Annotated in this window: 19 protein-coding genes; 15 read left to right on the top strand and 4 right to left on the bottom strand. The window is 67.5% G+C overall.

What is annotated here, in order from left to right; all coding sequences use genetic code 11:
• The 3 genes from ABY42_RS09260 to nasA all read right to left on the bottom strand — a co-directional run bounded on the left by ABY42_RS09260 (nt 1) and on the right by nasA (nt 4826).
• A complete protein-coding gene (locus ABY42_RS09260) occupies nt 1-1755 on the bottom strand; it encodes a nitrite/sulfite reductase (RefSeq protein WP_050459270.1) in 1755 nt (584 codons plus the stop codon).
• Nucleotides 1756-2020: 265 nt separating this feature from the next.
• Nucleotides 2021-2653, bottom strand: coding sequence for a molybdenum cofactor guanylyltransferase (locus ABY42_RS09255; protein ID WP_004976353.1), 633 nt, complete (start codon nt 2651-2653; stop codon nt 2021-2023).
• Between the two features lie 58 nt (nt 2654-2711).
• Nucleotides 2712-4826: an assimilatory nitrate reductase NasA gene (nasA, locus tag ABY42_RS09250; protein WP_197092889.1), complete on the bottom strand. Its 2115-nt coding sequence runs from the start codon at nt 4824-4826 to the stop codon at nt 2712-2714.
• Nucleotides 4827-5174: 348 nt separating this feature from the next.
• Between nasA and ABY42_RS09245 the strand changes: the two genes are divergently transcribed.
• The 5 genes from ABY42_RS09245 to ABY42_RS09225 all read left to right on the top strand — a co-directional run bounded on the left by ABY42_RS09245 (nt 5175) and on the right by ABY42_RS09225 (nt 8587).
• Nucleotides 5175-6596, top strand: coding sequence for an ATP-binding protein (locus ABY42_RS09245; RefSeq protein ID WP_004976356.1), 1422 nt, complete (start codon nt 5175-5177; stop codon nt 6594-6596).
• A 50-nt stretch (nt 6597-6646) separates the two neighbouring features.
• Nucleotides 6647-7258 carry a hypothetical protein gene (locus tag ABY42_RS19960; RefSeq protein WP_231608256.1) on the top strand — a complete coding sequence of 204 codons (612 nt, stop codon included), beginning with the start codon at nt 6647-6649 and terminating at the stop codon, nt 7256-7258.
• Between the two features lie 50 nt (nt 7259-7308).
• Nucleotides 7309-8133, top strand: coding sequence for an MBL fold metallo-hydrolase (locus ABY42_RS09235; protein ID WP_050459269.1), 825 nt, complete (start codon nt 7309-7311; stop codon nt 8131-8133).
• Complete coding sequence (locus ABY42_RS09230; protein ID WP_050459267.1) at nt 8130-8342, top strand: hypothetical protein; 213 nt, start codon at nt 8130-8132, stop codon at nt 8340-8342. Before ABY42_RS09235 ends, ABY42_RS09230 begins: the two co-directional genes overlap by 4 nt.
• Before the next feature lie 62 nt (nt 8343-8404).
• Entirely contained in the window at nt 8405-8587 is a 183-nt protein-coding gene (locus tag ABY42_RS09225; RefSeq protein WP_231608255.1) for a hypothetical protein, read from the top strand.
• A 24-nt stretch (nt 8588-8611) separates the two neighbouring features.
• On the opposite strand, the gene ABY42_RS09220 is transcribed toward ABY42_RS09225, so the two are convergent.
• Nucleotides 8612-9595 carry a DUF5787 family protein gene (locus ABY42_RS09220; RefSeq protein WP_197092888.1) on the bottom strand — a complete coding sequence of 328 codons (984 nt, stop codon included), beginning with the start codon at nt 9593-9595 and terminating at the stop codon, nt 8612-8614.
• A gap of 125 nt (nt 9596-9720) precedes the next feature.
• On the opposite strand from ABY42_RS09220, the gene ABY42_RS09215 reads away from it, so the two are divergent.
• The 10 genes from ABY42_RS09215 to ABY42_RS09170 all read left to right on the top strand — a co-directional run bounded on the left by ABY42_RS09215 (nt 9721) and on the right by ABY42_RS09170 (nt 16810).
• The gene (locus ABY42_RS09215) at nt 9721-10530 is read left to right on the top strand and encodes a DUF6517 family protein (protein ID WP_050459264.1); all 810 of its coding nucleotides are present in this window, start codon (nt 9721-9723) and stop codon (nt 10528-10530) included.
• A gap of 237 nt (nt 10531-10767) precedes the next feature.
• Nucleotides 10768-12003, top strand: coding sequence for a translation initiation factor IF-2 subunit gamma (locus ABY42_RS09210; protein WP_049905172.1), 1236 nt, complete (start codon nt 10768-10770; stop codon nt 12001-12003).
• Between the two features lie 22 nt (nt 12004-12025).
• Nucleotides 12026-12394 carry a hypothetical protein gene (locus ABY42_RS09205; RefSeq protein ID WP_004062994.1) on the top strand — a complete coding sequence of 123 codons (369 nt, stop codon included), beginning with the start codon at nt 12026-12028 and terminating at the stop codon, nt 12392-12394.
• A 7-nt stretch (nt 12395-12401) separates the two neighbouring features.
• Nucleotides 12402-12974: a DNA-directed RNA polymerase gene (locus tag ABY42_RS09200; RefSeq protein ID WP_004041780.1), complete on the top strand. Its 573-nt coding sequence runs from the start codon at nt 12402-12404 to the stop codon at nt 12972-12974.
• Nucleotides 12974-13171, top strand: coding sequence for a transcription elongation factor subunit Spt4 (gene spt4 / locus ABY42_RS09195; protein WP_004041779.1), 198 nt, complete (start codon nt 12974-12976; stop codon nt 13169-13171). Before ABY42_RS09200 ends, spt4 begins: the two co-directional genes overlap by 1 nt.
• Before the next feature lie 2 nt (nt 13172-13173).
• Nucleotides 13174-13713 (top strand): GTP-dependent dephospho-CoA kinase family protein, encoded by a 540-nt coding sequence (locus tag ABY42_RS09190; RefSeq protein ID WP_050459261.1) that lies wholly within the window; start codon nt 13174-13176, stop codon nt 13711-13713.
• 68 nt (nt 13714-13781) lie between these two features.
• A complete protein-coding gene (locus tag ABY42_RS09185; protein WP_004976369.1) occupies nt 13782-14087 on the top strand; it encodes a 30S ribosomal protein S24e in 306 nt (101 codons plus the stop codon).
• Nucleotides 14088-14120: 33 nt separating this feature from the next.
• The gene (locus ABY42_RS09180) at nt 14121-15779 is read left to right on the top strand and encodes a bifunctional N(6)-L-threonylcarbamoyladenine synthase/serine/threonine protein kinase (protein ID WP_050459260.1); all 1659 of its coding nucleotides are present in this window, start codon (nt 14121-14123) and stop codon (nt 15777-15779) included.
• A 65-nt stretch (nt 15780-15844) separates the two neighbouring features.
• On the top strand, nt 15845-16123 hold the full coding sequence (locus ABY42_RS09175; protein WP_004976371.1) for a DUF5808 domain-containing protein: 279 nt from the start codon (nt 15845-15847) through the stop codon (nt 16121-16123).
• Between the two features lie 54 nt (nt 16124-16177).
• Nucleotides 16178-16810 carry a non-canonical purine NTP pyrophosphatase gene (locus tag ABY42_RS09170; protein ID WP_004976372.1) on the top strand — a complete coding sequence of 211 codons (633 nt, stop codon included), beginning with the start codon at nt 16178-16180 and terminating at the stop codon, nt 16808-16810.
• Nucleotides 16811-16899: the final 89 nt, after the last annotated feature.

Here is a 16899-nt window from a genome sequence, read left to right as displayed (position 1 = left end):
TCAGTCGCTCGTGACCGGCTGTTCGGCCTTCGCTTCCTCCTCGGCGAACGGGTACCACGACTGCTTGGCGTCGTGCATGTACGGCGCTTCGAAGTCCGTCTCCTCGGGGACGCAGTACTCGGTGACCGCCTCGGTCCCCTCGGCTTCGACCCACTCGCGGAACGTCTGTCCGGGCTCGCGGCGCTCCGCGAACGCCTCCACGAGCGACGCGATTGCCCCCGGCACCTCGTCGGCCGGGATGCGCTGCCGAACCCACTCGACGAACGACGGCTCCTCGCCGATGCCGCCGCCGACGCCGATGTCCATGGCCTCGACCATCTCGCCGTCCTTCTGGGCGCGCATGCCGAACAGGCCGATGTCGGCCGTGTTCGCCTGCCCGCAGTCGGCGGTACAGCCGGAGTAGTGAATCTTCAGTTGGCTCACGTCGTCGGGCACGTCCACGTTGTCGCGGAGCCACCGGAGCATCCGGGCGGTCCGGGCCTTCGTCTCCGTGAGCGCGAGCGAGCAGAACTCCGTGCCGGTGCAGGCGACCGTGCCGCGCTGGAACGGGTTCGGGACGGGCGTGTGCTTGCCGAGGAGCGGCTCGGCGAGCAGGTCGTCGAGCTTCTCCTCCGGCACGTCCATCAGAAGCGGGTTCTGCCGGCGGGTGAGTCGGACCTCGCCGGAGCCGTACTCGTCGGCGATGTCGGCCAGTTCGATGGCGTCGGACGCCGTGAGCCGGCCGACCGCGACGCTGAGGCCGACGTAGTAGTCGCCGTTGGCCTGCTCGTGGACGCCGACGTGGTCGTGTTTCCCGGCGGACTCCGAGCGACCCGCGTTGTAGGTGTACTCGTCGCGGATGTTCTCGCCCGCAGACCGGAGTTCGAAGTCGACGTACTCCTCTTGGAGCAGGTCGCGGATCTTCTCCGTGCCCCACTCGTCCACGAAGAAGCGACTGCGGGCGCGGGCCCGAACGTCGCGGTTACCGTGTTCGTGGTAGAGTTCGACGAAGCCGCGGACGACCTCGTAGGCGCGCTCTTCGTCGGCGACGAAGATGTCGAGGTCGCGGGCGACGCGCGGCTTCCGGGAGCCGAGGCCGCCGCCGACGCGGACGTTGAAGCCGGTGACCGTCTCGCCGTCGATTTCTTTCTTCGCGGGTTCGAGCCCCACGTCGTTTATCGAGTCCTGCGCGCAGCCCTCCCGGCAGCCGGTGACGCTGATGTTGAACTTCCGCGGCATGTTCGACAGGGCGTCGTTCCCGCGGAGCTCGGTCTGGAAGCGGTCGAGGAGCGGCTGGGACTCGACGAGTTCGTGTTTGTCGCGGCCGGCGACCGGACAGCCGGTGATGTTCCGCATCGTGTCGCCGCCGGCGGACCGCGAGGAGACGCCCGCCGCTTCGAGCTTCTCCCAGACCTCGGGGATGTCCTCGAGTTCGAGCCAGTGGAGCTGAATCGACTGGCGCGTCGTCAGGTCCAACCAGGCGTCGCCGAACTCGGGGTTCTCGACCGGCCCGGACGCGTAGTCGCGCGCGACCTCCCCGATGGCCCGGAGCTGCCCCGGTTCGAGGACGCCGTTGGCGTTCGTCAGCCGCATCATGAAGTACGAGTCCTGACCCGTCCGCTGCTGGAAGACGCCCCAGAACTTGAAGCGCGTGAACCACTTGTCGCGCTCGTCTTCGGGGATGGCGTCGACGCCTTGCTCGGCGAACTCCTCGATCTTCTCGCGGACCGCGTCGCCGTAGAGCTCCGACTTCCACGCTTCCTTTTTACTCGCCATTTCCGACCACCAGTGGGCAATCATCCACTATTCCTGTGCGTTTGTTTGCGAACTTGGTCATGTTTCGTGATAACACGACTCGACAGAGGTTGATAAGAGTATTCGTTGAGAATCTTTAGAAATAGGCCTTCTAAGGCGTATTCGTCCATTCTATAACCGAATATTCCGAATATAAGGTCATAATCTGCGCAGATAATCGGTTGATTATTGGATAATCTAAACAGACCATAATGGACGATAATGTGGTATGGGACTCGAACGCGGTTCACCGACGAACGGTGAGCGCGCGCAAGTCGTCGAAGGAGTTCACGTTGTGAAACGCGTGCGTTCCGGCGTGAGCCTCCACTTCGCGGTCGTCGAGGACGGTGACGTCGAGCGCGGACATCACGGCCTGTAGGCGGTCGTCACCGGCTCGGATGGTGTCGGTGCAGGCGACCTCGCCGGCGCGGCAGTGGATGACCGCGGGGAGCGGCTGGGTCGTCTCCGAGACCCGCGGGACGACGCCCGCGCCGCCCTGCAGGCGGCCGAAGAGATGCGAGATGAACCCGCTCGGGACGAGCGGCATGTCGCACGGGAGGACCGCCGCGTACTCGGCGCTCGTCGCCCGCAGCGCGGTTCGCAGGCCGAAGACCGGCCCCCGGTCGGGATGGGCGTCCTCCGCGAACCGGACGTCGAAGTCCAAGAGCGCGCCGGCGAGCGCGTCCCGCTGTTCGGCGCGGCAGTTGACGACGAGTTCGTCGACGACGGGGTCGAGCGAGGCGGCGACACGGTGAATCATGGGCTGGCCGCCGACGGTGGCCGTCGCCTTGTCGATGCCGCCGAATCGAGTCGACCGACCGCCGGCGAGAATGATGCCCGCACGGCCGGTGTCGAGGTGTGGGTGCGACTCGTCGGCCATTCTCAGGCGGCGGCGCGTTCGAGTTCGCGGGGCCGTCCGCCGGCGGCGACGAGCGCCATCAGTCGCTCACCTCGGCCGCGAGGAGGTCGGTGGACGCGGTCGTCTCGGGGTGTTCGAGGCGGACGGCGCACTGCTTGAAGTTCGGTTCGTTCGACTGCGGGTCGACCGCAGGGCTGGTGAGTCGGTTAGTCATCGGGTGGTGGATAGAGAGCCAGACGAGTCCCGGCGGGACGGCGTCGTCGGGGTCGAGCGTCGCCGGGACCGACGCCCGACGGGAGACGACGGTAGTTCGGCGGTCGCCCTCGGGGTCGGCGACCGCGTCGCGGTGCGCGTCGATTGTGTCGGGGTGCGCGCGGGCGACCGGCTCGTCCGGCGTGTCGCTGCGCGTGCGGACCCCGGTGTTGTACCCGTCGGCCTCGCGGCCGGTCGTGAGCGTCAGCGGGTACGACTCGTCCGCGGGTTCGGGGAGCGACGACCCCGAGAGCGCGCTGAACTGCGCCTTCCCGGACGGCGTCGGGAACGACCACGTCGGGTCGTCGGACTCCCCGTCGGCGTCGTCGTAGTAGCGGTAACCGCCCTCGCTCGTCGGGTCCGGCGCGGGCCAGCGGACGGCGCGCTCGCCGTCGAGTCGCGTGTACGAGAGCCCCGAGCAGTCGGCGTCGGTGCCCGCGGTGAGTGCGGCGAACTCGTCGAACACGTCGCTCGGCGAGACCGACGGTCTCGGGAGCAGTCCGGGCGAGACGCGGGCGGCAACGTCGGCGATGATGTCGAGGTCCTGCCTGACGCCCGGCGGCGTCTCGGTGGCCGGGCGGACCCGCGAGACCGTCCGCTCCATGTTCATCGTGGTCCCCTCGGACTCGCCCCACGTCGCCGCGGGGAGCACCACGTCGGCGAGTTCGACGGTCTCGGACCGGAAGGCGTCCTGCACGACGAGGAAGGAGTCTTCGAGGACCTCGCGGGCGGCCGTCGCGTCCGGGAACCCGGCGAGCGGGTTGGTGGCGACGGTCCAGACGACCGACGGCGACGACTCGAACATCCCGACCGGGCCGGGACCGTTGTCGTCGGGGAGTCGGGAGACGGGCACGCCCCACGCCTCCGCGACGGTCCGGCGGTGGTCCGGGTGTTCGAACGGTCGGTGGCCGGGCCACGTCCCCTTCGAGGAGACGACGCGAGTGCCCATCGAGTTCGCCTGTCCGGTGAGAGAGAAGGGGCCGGAGCCGGGGCCGAGGTTCCCGGAGGCGAGACAGAGGTTCACGAGCGCGCCGGCGGTCGCGGTGCCGCGGACGCTCTGGTTGACGCCCATGCCCCAGTAGACGAGCGTGGGGGCGTCGAGGAGCGACGCCAGTTTCTCGACTTCGTCGAGCGAGACGCCGGCCTCGGACGCCGCCTCTTCGACCGGGGGGAGTTCGTCGACGACGCGGTCGAAGCCCTCCGTGTACCCCTCGACGAACGCGTCGTCCACGCGGTCGGTCTCGACGAGGTGACCGAGGACCGCCTGCGCCAGCGCGAGGTCGCCGCCGGGGTCGATGGCGACGTGGTCGTCGGCGACCGCCGCGGTCTTCGTCTCGACGGGGTCGACGACGACGAGGTCGCCGTCGTCGGCCGACTGCCGAATCCACCGGAACATCACCGGGTGGGCGACTGCCGGGTTCGCCCCCCAGACGAGGTGCGTCTCGGCCTCGGGGATGTCGTCGTAGGTCGGCGGCGGCGCGTCGCTCCCGAAGGCGCGGTAGTAGGCCTTGACCGCGCTCGCCATGCAGAGCGTCGTGTTCGCGTCGTAGTGTCGGGTGCCGATACCGCCGCGGGCGAGCTTCCCGAGGGCGTAGGCGGCCTCGTTCGTCTGTTGGCCGCTGCCGAGGACGGCGACCTCGTCGGGGTCGTCGGCCATCGCGTCGGTGATGGCGTCGCCGACGCGCGCGAGCGCGTCAGACCACGAGGTCTGCCGGAGCTCCCCGTCCTCCCTGACGAGCGGTCGCGTGAGCCACGACCCGTCGGGGTCGGCCGATTCGCGGATACCGCGACCGCAGGCCAGCCCGTTGTTCACGGGGTGTGAAGGGTCCCCCCGAACCGCTTCCAGCCCGTACGAGGTGTCGGAGCCGAGGTGGACGTGTCCACAGCCCACGGCACAGCGCATGCAGGTCGTCGGGACTTGTTTCGCCACGCGATTCACCACCGGCTATTCGTCGAGAATGTACCGCATTTGGGCGGGCATCTCGGTCCATTCGTGAATATCATTTCACTATCTTGGCTCACAGTGGCGGAAGATAACCATAAAACCCTAATCGTTTAAGAAAGGATATTTTCCCCGAGTATTCTGAAGAAAGAGACAATATACAAGCATATGAAAGGAATATAATCGCGTAATCAATCCATTTTCGAATATGTTTTTGAATTGTTTTTCTGAAATTAACGTTGTGCGGCGGAGTCGCGCCGAGTTCCTTGTCATCGGGGAAGTTCGGCCGCGCGCACCAGCGGCGGCGCTCCGACGCTCTTATGCGTCTCCCCGGGCAATTTCTGGGGGATGAGTGAACGGGCGCTCGAGGTTGTCGAGTTTCTGCTGACGGCCCACCTCTACACCGACGACCGAACGCTTGACGAAAACGACCTTCCCCCGCGGTATCGACGCGTCTTCTGGGCGGACGCCGAGGACGACGGCGACGAGGACGAGTCGTCGATGGGCGGCATCGAGCGACCGCTCGTCGTGACCGAGTCCGTCGCGCGGAAGGCGACCGGCGTGGAACACCCCTGGGACGCGATTTCCGACCTCATGTTCACCCAGCGCGAGGACTTCTCCGGCCGCCTCTCTCTGACGCAGCCCGAGATGGCGCTGGAGTGGTTCGTCAAACGAGCCGACTACGACCGGCTCGTGACGAATCCGACGGTCGCGAAGTCGGTCGAGGACCGGGACGACGTGGACGTGACCCACGCGGACGCCAGAGAACAGACCCGGCCGATTCACGCCGACCGCGTGTGGATAGACAGCCTGCTGGACGAGTACTTCGACGACGAGGACGACGCCGAGATGCTCGACCTCGTGCAGGTCCGCGCGCCCGAGGAAATCGAGATGACCCTCGACGACCTCGTGCTCACGACGGACCAGGAAGGCGAGATTCACAAGCTGATGAAGGCCATCGAGCACCGCGAGTACCTCGCGGACATCGGCCTCCGCGAAATCGGGAAAATCCTCTTCGTCGGCCCGCCGGGGACCGGCAAGACCACCGTCTCGCGGGCGCTCGCCCACGAGCTCGGCCTCCCGTTCGTCGAGGTGAAGCTCTCGATGATTACGAGCCAGTACCTCGGCGAGACGGCCAAGAACGTCGAAAAGACCTTCGAGGTCGCAAAGCGGCTGTCGCCGTGTATCCTCTTTATCGACGAGTTCGACTCGGTGGCGAAGACCCGCCGGTCGGACGAGCACGCGGCGCTCAAGCGCGCGGTCAACACGCTGCTCAAGAGCATCGACGACATCTCGCTGATTCGCGACGAGGTCATCCTCATCGGCGCGACCAACCACCCCGACCAGCTCGACTCGGCGGCGTGGCGGCGCTTCGACGAAATCGTCAACTTCCCCAAGCCGGACCGCGGGATGCGCGCCGACATCCTCCGGGTCATCACGAACCGAATGGACATCGACGAGTTCGACCCCTCGGCCATCGCCGACGTGACGGAGGGCCTCACCGGCTCCGACCTCCGACTCGTCCTCCGCGAGGCCGTCCTCGAAGCGCTCACCGAAGAGCGGATGGAACTCACGCAGGACGACCTGCTCGAGGCCGTCGCCGACTTCGAAGAGCGCGACAACCTGAAGAACCTCGACATGATGTCCGACTCGTCGGAACTCGTCGCGGGCTCCAACGACGGTCACGACCACGACCACGACCACGACCACGACGGTCACGCGGACGAACACGAAGGCGAGACGCAGAAAGACGCCGGCGCGGCGCAGTAACTCCGCTTTTCTGACAAAACATTTACTAGTGGGCCGCAAACGGCGAGCCGATGCCCTCCAGCAGACGCCGATTCGTTCGGACGATTGCGGCGGGCGGGGTTCTGACGGCGCTCTCCGGGTGTACATCGGACCTCGAACCGTCCACCGCGACGCCCCTTCCCGAACCTGAGCCGAATCCTGCGCCCGCCTCTGGGGACCCGATTACAATCTCGCGCGACTACCGAGCGTCCTCGAAGTACGACTACTATCCGGACGCCGCGGAGATTCGACGACGCACCGGCTATCGCAAGCACATGAACGAGTCGGGAACGACGAGAGAGCCGATATACGAGCGAGAACCGGCGTCGTCGTGGGTGACGCGAGTCGGCGGGACCGTCGCGGGAACCGAGGCGATGGCGACGGCGCGGGAGCGACTCGGCGTCGAGTCGGGAGAGAACATCAGCCCGGGAATTGGGTACAACGACGGAGGCGAGAGGCGGGTGATGCTCGGCTACGAGGTGTGGCCGAATCGGAGCGGTGAAACGCGAACGCCGGCCGTCGAATTCGAGGCGCTCGTCTCGGCGGTTCCGCGCACGGTTACCGCGAACTTCCGGTTCGAAGCGGCGACGCTCTCGGGGACGTTCCACCCCCTGGTCGAATTCCGGCAGAGATACCGGTCCTGACTCGCCGCGGTCGGCCACGTTTATACCTCGCCGCCCCCGTGGTTGAGTCGATGCGCGTGACCCTCCTCGGGACCGGCGACACGACCGGCACGCCCACCGTCGGCTGCGACTGCGAGACCTGCCTCGCGGCCCGCGAGCGGGGCATCGAGCGGACGCGCTTTTCTGTCCACGTGCAGAACGAGCGGACCGGCGAGTCGCTCCTCGTGGACTTCAGCCCCGACTTCCGCCACCAGTTTCTCACGCAGGACGTGCCGCTGCCGGACGAGGCCTTAGTCACCCACATCCACTTCGACCACCTCGACGGCCTCGGGAACGTCTACCGCCTCCTCGACGACCTCGCGGTCCACGCCGCCGACGAGGTCGACCCGGTCACGGGCGAGAGCGTCGCCGACGCGATTCGCTCGAAGTTCTCCTACCTCGACCGCATCTCGGTCGAAGACCAGACGCCGTTCGAGTCGTTCCGCGCCTGCGGCCTCGACGTGACGTTCGTGCCGGTCGTTCACCCGCCGCTGGTCTGCTACGGCGTCGCCATCGAGGACCCCGTGACGGGCGCGAAGCTCTCGCTTTCGGGCGATACCACCTACGCCATCCCCGAGGAGTCCCGCGACGTGCTCCGGAACCCCGACCTGCTTCTCGCCGAGGCCATCGTCCCCGCGTCCGTCTGCGAGTACCACCCCATCGGCGGCGACGACTACGACGAAAACGGGGTCGCGCGGACCTTCGGCACGAAGCACATGACCCGCGAGGGTGCCATCGCGCTCGGCGAGGAACTCGACGCCGACGAGACTCGCCTCGTCCACGTGGCGCACTACTACCCCGCCGACGAGGCGTTCGAAGAGCCGCTGGCGATCGACGGCGAGGTGTACGAACTGTGAAGCTCCGGAACGTCGCCGACGACAGGGCGTTCAGGTATCTCATGGTCGCCGGCGTCGTCGCGGCCGCGGCCAACTTCGTCCTGACCTACCTCGATACCGGCCGACTCGACTTCTTCGCCGTCGCCGTGCAGTTCACCCTCGTCGTCGTCATCGGCGTCGCGCTCGTCTCCTACTGGAACTACGTGGAGCGACGGGCCGACTCGGAGTGAGAGTCGGGGAGCGAACGCGCCGGTCCGATGCGACTTTGCGACCGGAGCGCGTCGGGACGGTCGTGTCCGATATCGTCGACGCGCTTCGATACAGCACGCCGCTGGCCCTCGTCGCCGGCGTCGTCTGGTACCTCGTTGCCTCGTGGTCCGGCGAGCCGAACTGGGTCGAAGGCGCGGTGTTCGTCGTCGGTTTCGGCGTCGTCGCCACGCTCGGCTGGCACTACTCCGACGAGCGGAACGAGTAGCGACCCGGCGAGAGACCGGACGAGTCAGAAGTACCGGTCGAGTCCCGACTGTCTGCGAACCGCCCCGGCCGGGTCGGCGACCCAGCCCGTCCGCGACTCGCGGAGGCCGTCGCGGTCAAGTTCGGGCGGGTCGGCCGCCTCGAACGCCGAGCAGTCGGCACCGCACTCGGAACCGGGGTCGACCACGCGGTCGAAGTGGGCGCAGGTCGGGCGGCCGTCGGCGTCGGCGCGGGCGTGGGCGCAGGCGGGGAGGTCGTAGGCGCGCCACCCTTTTCCGTAGGCGCGCTCGGCGAGTCGGAGGCGGGCGGTTCGCTTTTCGGCGGGCGAGACGAGCGCCACGTCGGTGTGTAGCGAGTGGTACTCGGTGGGTTCGACGCCGGTCGAACCGGGCGAGAGCGGCTGAGGCTCGCGGACGACCTCGCGGTCGCCGGTGTCGGGGTCGAAGCGCCAGACGCCGACTTCCCCGGGGATGCGGTTGAGGTGCGCGCCGGTGACGTAGCTCTCAGTCGAGAGAATCACTTCGTCGAAGACCGCGAGACTCACGTCGAGGCGGAGCTGTCGGAGCAGGTCGCCGGGACTGCCGAGGTCGGGTTTGTTCTCGATGCCGACGAGCCGGGAGAACCAGTCGTGGGGATAGCGGGCGGCGCGGCGGACGTACTCTCGGCTCCGTCGGCGCTCGGACTCGAAGAAGCCGACCTCGACGGCGCGGTCGGTGGCCCGCCGGGCGCGGGCGGGGTGGCAGTCGAAGCCGTCGCGCCAGAAGACGGCGCTTCCGGCCCCCACGTCGCTCTCGATGGCCGTTGCGGGAATTTCGCTGTCGGTGATGCGGGCGCGTTCGTCGAATTCCGGACCCGGAACGACGGCGCACACGTCGATGATGCGGCTCCCCAGCGAGGCGACCGACGCGCCGAGTTGGCGCGCGGGCAGCCAGTCTGTCGTCTGTTCGAGCCGGGCGCAGAGCGCCAGTTCGAAGGCGAACTCCGAGGGCGACGACACCGGAGCGGGCACGCGAGACGGTCGGAGGCGGAGCGACAAAAAGCTCGCTCTCAGAGCGGTCGACCGTCGTGTCGGTGTTCTCGCATTTGATTTTCGGGGAGATACCTATTTGAAACAGAGCGGGGCAGTACTGACCGATGAAGGGGGAAGACAACGCAACCCACAGTATCAGACGGAGAACGTACCTCGGTATCGCGGCCAGCGCGGGGCTCGCGAGTCTCGCGGGCTGTAGTTCCGGAACGACCGCGAGCGCCGCGCGGGCACCGCCGAAGGTTCCGAAGGGGGCGCTCAAAGCCGGCGGCTGGGAGTACATCGGGGGACACTCCCTCGACCCGGCGTTCGAGCGGTCGGTCGGCCCGGCGAGCGTCTCCGCGGCGTTCGAGACGGTCGTGTACGAAGACATGGACCTCTCGGAGACGCTGAAAGAGAAGACGCTCGGGCAGGCCGAGGGGCAGTTCTCGCTGTTCTTCGCGACGCGCGTGACGCTCGACCCGGGCCTGTCGAACCTCCCGGAGACGGTCCGCGGAACGGTCGTCGACTTGGTCGAGAAGCACGCGCGGAAACACTACGAGACGCAGTTATCGGACGTTGGCGTCACGGACATCGAACAGACCGACACCCGGTCGACGACGGTCGATACCGGCGATTCGGCGCGCGTTACCGACTACGGGGCGACGATTTCCTTCGACACGATTACGTTCCCGTTCACGGACGAAAAGGAGTTCACAATCGAAGGACAGGAGTTCGACGTCAGCGGGATGCTGGCCGTCTGGGAGCACGACGGGACGATTCTCGTCGCGGGTGGCGCACACCCCGGCGAGAACATCGAACTCAGCGTGACCAAGGAGCCGACCGAGGCCATCGAGGTCTCGGTCGACATCGACCTCGGACTCACGCCGGACGCCTACCGAGACGAGCTTCGCTCGCTCGTCAAGGGCGTCGAATAACCGACGGATTCCGGAGCCGATAGCCGTTCGAGGGGTTACTCGAATCGGTCTACGAACCGTCGTGCTGGGGGGCACGACCAACCATTTTTCGAGGCATCGCCGGGAGCGGGAGACGCCGCTGAATCGCCGCGCGCGGTGTGTGACCGCCCGACGTAGCCACAGCAGACCCGGTCCGAGAACAGCACCTTTATCAGTCGTTCGGAGCCAAGTTCACGCAAGATTACTCTCAGGAGGTCAATGGTGACGAAAAACCCACAACAACCGGAGGTGAACATCGGACTCGTCGGTCACGTCGACCACGGAAAGACGACGCTCGTTCAAGCGTTGTCCGGCTCGTGGACGGACCAGCACTCGGAGGAGATGAAGCGCGGAATCTCCATCCGACTCGGGTATGCCGACGCGACGTTCCGTCAGATTCCCGGCGTTGACGCGCCGGAGTGTTACACGGTCGAAGAGGAGACTGAAGACGGCGAAGAGACCGAAGTGCGCCGCACCGTCTCGTTCGTCGACGCGCCCGGCCACGAGACGCTCATGGCGACCATGCTCTCTGGTGCCGCCATCATGGACGGCGCCATCCTACTCGTGAGCGCGACCGAGGACGTGCCGCAGGCCCAGACGGCGGAGCACCTGATGGCGCTCGATATCATCGGCATCGAGAACATCGTCATCGCGCAGAACAAGGTCGACCTCGTCGACCGCGAGCGCGCTCTCGACAACTACGAACAGATCAAGGAGTTCGTGGAGGGAACGGTGGCCGAAGACGCGCCCATCGTCCCCATCAGCGCCCAGCAGGAGGTCAACCTCGACCTCCTCATCGAGGCCATCGAGGAGGAGATTCCGACGCCCGACCGCGACGAGACCGAAGACAGCCGGATGTTCGTCGCGCGCAGCTTCGACATCAACCGCCCGGGGACGACCTGGGACGGCCTCATGGGCGGTGTCATCGGCGGCAGCGTCGTCGCCGGCAAGCTCGAGGAGGGCGACGAACTCGAACTCCGCCCCGGCCGCGAAGTCGACGAGGAGGGCCAGACCGAATGGCGCTCCATCACGACCGAAGTCCGCTCGCTGCAGGCGGGCGGCAACATGGTCGACGAAGTCCGGCCCGGTGGCCTCTGCGGCGTCGGGACCGGTCTCGACCCGAGCTTCACGAAGGGCGACGCGCTCGCGGGACAGGTCGCCGGCGAGCCCGGCACGCTCCCGCCGACGCGCGAGCAGTTCACCATGGACGTCGAACTGCTCGACCGCGTCGTCGGCGGCGAGGAAGACGAGGGTATCGACGAGATATCCACCGGCGAGCCCCTGATGCTCACCGTCGGCACCGCGACGACCGTCGGCGCGGTGACGAGCGCGCGAAGCGGCGAGGCGGAAGTCTCGCTCAAGCGCCCCGTCTGCGCCGCCGAAGGCGCGAAGATAGCCATCAACCGCCGCGTGGGCGCCCGCTGGCGGCTCATCGGTATCGGGACGCTCAAGTGACGTGACCGCCACCGTAGTCGTCATGGACACGAACGCGCTCATGATGCCGGTCGAACTCGACGTTCGCGTGTTCGACGAACTCGACCGGCTGCTCGCGGCCGACGCGGACCTCGTGGTCCCCACGGCCGTCCTCGACGAGCTGGAGAAGCTCTCGTCGGGCGGCGGGACCGAAGGCGTCGCGGCGAGCGTGGGCGCGGACCTGGCGACCCGGTGCCGGGCGGTCGAAACCGAGGAATCGTACGCCGACGACGCGGTCGTCGAACTCGCCGAATCGGGCGAGGTCGACTACGTCGTCACGAACGACAAGCCCCTCCGTGACCGGGTGCTCGACTGCGGGATTCCCGTCGTCGGCATCCGGGGGCACGCCACGCTGGCAATCACGGAACCTTAACGAAACTATGTACAAACGGGTACGACTCAAAGATACAGTCGAAGTCCCACCCCGACACCTGGGCGACGTGACGCCCGAGCGGGTCAAGCGACTGTTGCAGGACAAGTTGGAAGGACGGATGGACGAGGACGTGGGGAGCGTCGTGAGCGTCGTGAACGTCAACGACATCGGCGAGGGCACCGTGCTGCCCAACCGCCCCGGCGTCTACTACGAGGCCGATTTCGACGCCATCACCTACGACCCCGACATGCAGGAGGTCGTCGACGGCATCGTGGTCGAAGTCGTCGAGTTCGGTGCCTTCGTCGGCATCGGGCCGGTCGACGGGCTGCTCCACGTCTCGCAGATATCCGACGAATACCTCGCCTACGACGGCGAGAACCAACAGCTCGCGTCGACCGAGTCCAACCAGACGCTCGCCGTCGACGACGAGGTTCGCGCACGCATCGTCACCAAGAGCATCGACGAGCGCAACCCGCGCGACTCGAAGATCGGCCTCACGGCCAAACAGCCGGGGCTCGGCAAGCACGGCTGGCTCGAATCGAAGCGCCAGCAGAGCGAGGCCTCGGCGGAGGGTAACTGATGGCGAAGCCCCGTCTCGCCTGCCGCGAGTGCCACTTCGTCAACGACCCGGACAAACAGACGTGCGAGAACTGCGGGTCGAGCAGTCTCACCGAGGACTGGGCGGGTTACGTCGTCATCACCCACCCCGAAGACAGCGAAATCGCCACCGAGATGAACGTCACCGAACCCGGCGGCTACGCGCTTAAGGTCCGCTGAGCATGCTCACCCTGCCGACGGCGCTTCGGGCGGCGTTCAAAGAGCCGTTCGGCCCGGTGTACACCGAGGCCGACGAGCTCCTCGCAGACGCATCCAGCGAGGACGCTGACGCGCCGCTCGTCGCCGTCGGCGACGTCGTCACCTTCCACCTCCGCCGCGCCGGTCGCCCGCCGGACGTGGCAGTCATCGACGGCAAGACGAAGCGCGAGGCCGTCGGCGAGGAGATTCGCCGGGCGGTCGAGACCGGCCGTCTCGTCGAGGTCGAAAACGAACCGGGAACCGTCTCCGTCGACCTCGTGGCCGCGCTCGTGGCCGCGCTCGACGCCGACGAGCCGACGACGCTCCTCGTCGAGGGCGAAGAGGACCTCGCCACGCTCCCGGCGGTGCTCGCCGCGCCCGTCGGCTCGACCGTCGTCTACGGCCAGCCCGACGAGGGAATGGTCCGCGTGACCGTCACCGACGCGGCCAAGACCGAGATGCGGGACCTCCTCGCGCAGTTCGACGGCGACTTCGACGCCGTGGTCGCGCCCATCGACGCCTGAGACGCGGGCGCGCTCGTCCCTTCGAAATCCTTTTACTTGCTTCGGGGGGAATTACTGGTAACTGAACCATGGATATCGAAATCATCTCCGAGGAGGAGAACCCCATGTTGCACCGGACGGACGTTCGATTCGAGATCGTCCACGAGGAAGCGACGCCCTCGCGTCTGTCGGTTCGCGACTCGCTCGCGGCCAAGCTGAACAAGGACTCCGACGAGGTCGTCGTCCACGAGCTCGACACGAAGTTCGGCATGCGCAAGACCGCGGGCTACGCGAAGGTCTACGAGAGCCCCGAGTTCGCGCGCGACGTCGAGCAGGAGCACATGCTCGAGCGCAACAAGATCACCGACGCCGAAGTCGAAGCCGAAGAGGCGTAGTCCCGGCTTCGAACCGCCGTTTCTTCACACTCGATGCGCATTCTCGGAATCGAAGGTACAGCGTGGGCCGCGAGCGCCGCGGTTTTCGAGACCGACGACCCCGACGCGCTCCGCTCCGGAACCGGGCGGACGCCGGACCCCTCGGCCGACCACGTCTTCATCGAATCTGACCCGTACCAGCCCGACAGCGGCGGCATCCACCCGCGAGAGGCCGCAGAGCACATGGGGACCGCCATCCCCGAGGTCGTCGAGACCGCACTGGCGCACGCCGCGGAGCGACACGACGGCGACGGTCCCGTCGTCGACGGCGTCGCCTTCTCCCGCGGCCCCGGGCTCGGCCCGTGTCTCCGCATCGTCGGCACCGCGGCGCGCTCGGTCGCCCAGACGCTCGACGTGCCGCTACTCGGCGTCAACCACATGGTCGCGCACCTCGAAATCGGCCGCTACCAGTCCGGCTTCGACTCGCCGGTCTGTCTGAACGCCTCGGGCGCGAACGCCCACCTCTTGGGCTATCACAACGGCCGCTACCGCGTCCTCGGCGAGACGATGGACACCGGCGTCGGCAACGCCATCGACAAGTTCACCCGCCACGTCGGCTGGACCCACCCCGGCGGCCCGAAAGTCGAAGCGGCCGCAGAGGACGGCGAGTACGTCGAACTGCCGTACGTCGTCAAAGGAATGGACTTCTCGTTTTCCGGCATCATGAGCGCCGCGAAGGACGAGGCGGACGCGGGCACGCCCGTCCCCGACATCTGCGCCGGCCTGCAGGAGACCATCTTCGCCATGCTCACCGAGGTGGCCGAGCGCGCCCTGTCGCTGACGGGGACGGACGAACTCGTCCTCGGCGGCGGCGTGGGCCAGAACGCCCGCCTGCGCGAGATGCTCGCCGAGATGTGCGACCAGCGCGGCGCGAAGTTCCACGCGCCCGAGCCGCGGTTCCTTCGCGACAACGCCGGCATGATAGCCGTGCTCGGCGCGCGGATGCTCGCCGCGGGCGACACGCTCGCGGTCGAGAAATCCACCGTGGACCCGAACTTCCGTCCCGACCAGGTCGAAGTGACGTGGCGCGGCGCGGACGAGTCGGTCGCGCGCGCCTACACCGACGACGGCGCGATTCGCGGGGCCGAGGCGACCGTCGACATCGGCTCCGAGGAGGTCGTCAAGCGGCGCGTCCCGAAGACGTACCGCCACCCGGAACTGGACGACAAACTCCGCCGCGAGCGGACGAAAGCCGAGTCGCGGCTGACGAGCGACGCCCGGCGCGCCGGCGTCCGGACGCCCGTCGTCCGCGACGTGGACCCCGTCGACGGCGTTATCACGTTCCAGCGGGTCGGCGACGCGGACCTCGCGGAGCGACTCGACCCCGAGGCCGTCCGCGTCGTCGGCGAGTACCTCGCGCGCCTCCACGAGGCGGGTATCGTCCACGGCGACCCGACGACGCGGAACGTTCGGGTCGGAACCGGACCGGACGGCGAACCGCGCGTGTACCTCATCGACTTCGGCCTCGGCTTCCACACGGGTCACGTCGAGGACCACGCGATGGACCTCCACGTCTTCGCCCAGAGCGTCGAGGGGACCGCCGACGACGCCGAACCCCTCCTCGACGCGCTCGAAGCGGGCTACGAGGCCGTCGGCTCCGAGGAGGTCATCGCCCGGTTGCGAGAGGTCGAATCCCGCGGTCGGTACCGGTAGGTCGCCGCGGCCGAACTCGTCGGAAGGCCAAAACGATTTATCCCGAGCCGGCGTATTCGTCTCACATGGCAGACAAACCGCAGCGCGGAACGCTTTTCGGCATCCCGTACAACTTCGAGCGCCCGAGCGCCGGCCGACTGCTCTCGTCGTACTGGCAGCCCGGTAAGGGCATGCTGGTCGAGAAGCCCTTCGGTATCGGCTACACCCTGAACCTCGCGAGCTGGCGGTCGTGGGTCGTCCTCCTCGTCGCCGGCGGCCTGCTCTGGAACGAGCGCCAGAAGGCGGAGGAGTCCGAAGAAGAGGCCGAGGCCGACGACGGCCCCGTCGAAGTCATCGTCGACTGAGGCGAAGCGACCGACACCGACGACTTTTCCACGTCCGCCCGCGGAGGGGCGGGCATGCTCCGATACGTCACCACGAACGCGGGGAAGGTCCGCGAGGCGCTCTCGTACCTCGACGACGACGTGACCCAACTCGACTTCGACTACACCGAGGTACAGGCGTCCGAACTCGGCCCCATCGCGGCGCACGGCGCGCGCGAGGCCTACCGCTACGCCGACGAACCGGTGCTCGTGGACGACGCCGGCCTCTTTATCGACGGCTTCGAGGGCTTCCCCGGCCCGTACTCCTCGTACGTCGAGGACACCCTCGGCGTCGAGGCGGTCCACCGACTGGCCGCGGCCGAACTCGACGAGCCCCGTCGGGCCTCGTTCCGCTGCGTCCTCGCGTACTGCGACGGCGAGGCCTTCGAGGCGAGTCCGGACCCGATAGACCGCGACGACCGGACCGTGGCGGCCGCCCGCGGCGCGGAACAAGACGCGGAGGAGACGGAGGCGCTCCCGGTGAAGCTCTTTACGGGGAGCGTCAACGGCCGTATCGTCCCGCCGCGCGGCGAGGGGGGCTTCGGCTACGACCCCATCTTCGAACACGACGGCGCGACGTTCGCGGAGCTGAGCGCCGAGGAGAAGAACGGTATCTCCCACCGCGGGCGGGCGTTAGCGAAGTTCGCGACGTGGTACGCCGAGCGATAGCGAGGCGAATCTCGTCTGGCGAACCGAGCGAACGGGAGCCGTCGCCGACCATCCCACCGACCGCTACGTTTACCTCACCGGCGCAACCC

This window comes from Haloferax gibbonsii, assembly GCF_001190965.1.
In the GTDB taxonomy this organism is placed as follows: Archaea; Halobacteriota; Halobacteria; order Halobacteriales; family Haloferacaceae; genus Haloferax; species Haloferax gibbonsii.
The sequence above is the reverse complement of the archived record's forward strand: the minus strand, read 5'-3'. Positions and strand labels throughout refer to the sequence as shown.